2 rRNA genes (1 of these 2 running past the window's edge) are annotated in these 2781 nt (G+C 57.4%); both read left to right on the forward strand.

What is annotated here, in order from left to right:
- A 23S ribosomal RNA gene (locus tag INP57_RS29200) occupies positions 1-2536 on the forward strand (it extends 549 nt beyond the left edge of the window).
- 120 nt (positions 2537-2656) lie between these two features.
- Positions 2657-2774, forward strand: a 5S ribosomal RNA gene (gene rrf, locus INP57_RS29205).
- Positions 2775-2781 lie beyond the last annotated feature (7 nt).

Here is a 2781-nt window from a genome sequence, read left to right on the forward strand (position 1 = left end):
AGGGAATGGTGAAAAGTACCCCGGGAGGGGAGTGAAAGAGTTCCTGAAACCGTGTGCCTGCAATCCGTCAGAGCATGACTGTTTGGTTGTGTGATGGCGTGCCTTTTGAAGAATGAGCCTGCGAGTTGCTGCTGCGTGGCGAGGTTAACCCGTGTGTGGGGGAGTCGGAGCGAAAGCGAGTCTGAAGAGGGCGTTGAGTCGCGTGGTGTGGACCCGAAGCGGGGTGATCTACCCATGGCCAGGGTGAAGCGCGGGTAAGACCGTGTGGAGGCCCGCACCCACCAGGGTTGAAAACCTGGGGGATGAGTTGTGGGTAGGGGTGAAAGGCCAATCAAACTCCGTGATAGCTGGTTCTCCCCGAAATGCATTTAGGTGCAGCGTTGCGTGGTTCCTGGGTGGGGTAGAGCACTGGTTGGTTGATGGGCCTTGTTGGTTACTGAAGTCAGCCAAACTCCGAATACGCCTGGGTTTAGCGTGGCAGTGAGACGGTGGGGGAGAAGCTTCATCGTCGAGAGGGAAACAGCCCAGAGCATCGGCTAAGGCCCCTAAGTGTGTGCTCAGTGGAAAAGGATGTGGGATTGCTGAGACAACCAGGAGGTTGGCTTAGAAGCAGCCATCCTTGAAAGAGTGCGTAATAGCTCACTGGTCAAGTGGTCCTGCGCCGATAATGTAGCGGGGCTGAAGTACACCGCCGAAGCCATGCCGATCATACTTTTGTGTGGTTGGGTAGGGGAGCGTCCTGCATGCAGGGAAGCATCCGGGTAACCGTGGTGTGGAGTGTGTGGGAGTGAGAATGCAGGCATGAGTAGCGAGTGCAGAGTGAGAATCTCTGCCGCCGAGTGACCAAGGGTTCCTGGGGCAGGTTCGTCCGCCCAGGGTGAGTCGGGGCCTAAGGCGAGGCCGACAGGCGTAGTCGATGGAGAACGGGTTGATATTCCCGTACCCGTGTGCACGCGCCCATGGTGAAACGGTTGAGACTAACCATCCGCGAGCATGTTGGTTCTTCGGAATTGGTGTGTGAGTGCATGGGACCTGATGCCGGAGTAGTCAAGTGATGGGGTGACGTAGTGGGGTAGCTGTGCCAGTGAGTGGTGGTACTGGTGTAAGCCTGTAGCCCGTTGTCCAGGGAAATCCGGGCGACATGGTGGGTGAGGGGTGATGCGTAGCCGTGGTGGTGAAGTCAGTGTGCCCGTGCTGCCGAGAAAAGCCTCTAGCGATGTGTGTGCATGGCCCGTACCCGAAACCGACACAGGTGGTCCGGTAGAGGATACCGAGGCGGTCGGGTGAACTGTGGTTAAGGAATTCGGCAAATTGCCCCCGTAACTTCGGGAGAAGGGGGGCCAGTGCTGGTGAACCCGCGTGCCGGGGGAGCTGGTGGTGGCCGCAGAGGCCAGGGAGAAGCGACTGTTTACTAAAAACACAGGTCCGTGCGAAGTCGTAAGACGAGGTATACGGACTGACGCCTGCCCGGTGCTGGAACGTTAAGAGGACCTGTTACCTCTCTTTGGAGGGGGAAGCGGAGAATTTAAGCGCCAGTAAACGGCGGTGGTAACTATAACCATCCTAAGGTAGCGAAATTCCTTGTCGGGTAAGTTCCGACCTGCACGAATGGCGTAACGACTTCTCCGCTGTCTCGACCACAGGCCCGGTGAAATTGCAATATGAGTAAAGATGCTCGTTTCGCGCGGCAGGACGGAAAGACCCCGGGACCTTTACTATAGCTTGGTATTGGTGTTTGGTTCGGCTTGTGTAGGATAGGTGGGAGACTGGGAAGTGCTCACGCTAGTGGGTGTGGAGTCGTTGTTGAAATACCACTCTGGTCGTTCCGGGCATCTAACTCGGGTCCGTGATCCGGATCGGGGACAGTGCCTGGTGGGTAGTTTAACTGGGGCGGTTGCCTCCTAAAGGGTAACGGAGGCGCCCAAAGGTTCCCTCAGCTTGGTTGGTTATCAGGTGGTGAGTGTAAGTGCTCAAGGGGGCTTGACTGTGAGACTGACGGGTCGAGCAGGTGCGAAAGCAGGGACTAGTGATCCGGCACTGGCTGGTGGTAGTGGTGTCGCTCAACGGATAAAAGGTACCCCGGGGATAACAGGCTGATCTTGCCCAAGAGTTCATATCGACGGCATGGTTTGGCACCTCGATGTCGGCTCGTCGCATCCTGGGGCTGGAGTTGGTCCCAAGGGTTGGGCTGTTCGCCCATTAAAGCGGCACGCGAGCTGGGTTTAGAACGTCGTGAGACAGTTCGGTCCCTATCCGCCGCGCGCGTAGGAGTCGTGAGGAAGGCTGTCCCTAGTACGAGAGGACCGGGACGGACGGACCTCTGGTGTGCCAGTTGTTCCGCCAGGAGCAGGGCTGGTTGGCTATGTTCGGGAGGGATAACCGCTGAAAGCATCTAAGCGGGAAGCCTGTTCCAAGATGACGGTTCCCACCCTTGATGGGTTAAGGCCCCCTAGAGATGATGGGGTTGATAGGCTCGGCATGGAAGTTCGGTAACGGATGGAGTGGACGGGTACTAATAGGCCGAGGACTTGCCCACAGGGATGTCTCGTGTCCACTATATGGTGTCTGAGGCAACAACTCTTGTTGTCAGGCATAGTTGAATAGGTTTCACCTTTGGTGAGCACACCCGTTGTGGGGTTTGGGTGTGTGTTGGTTTGTCGGTGGGTATAGCGGAGCGGGGTACGCCCGGTCCCATTCCGAACCCGGAAGCTAAGCCCTCCAGCGCCGATGGTACTGCACTTGTGTGGGTGTGGGAGAGTAGGACACCGCCGACAATACTCG

It is taken from the genome of Saccharopolyspora galaxeae, assembly GCF_016526145.1.
GTDB classification, from domain to species: Bacteria; Actinomycetota; Actinomycetes; order Mycobacteriales; family Pseudonocardiaceae; genus Saccharopolyspora_C; species Saccharopolyspora_C galaxeae.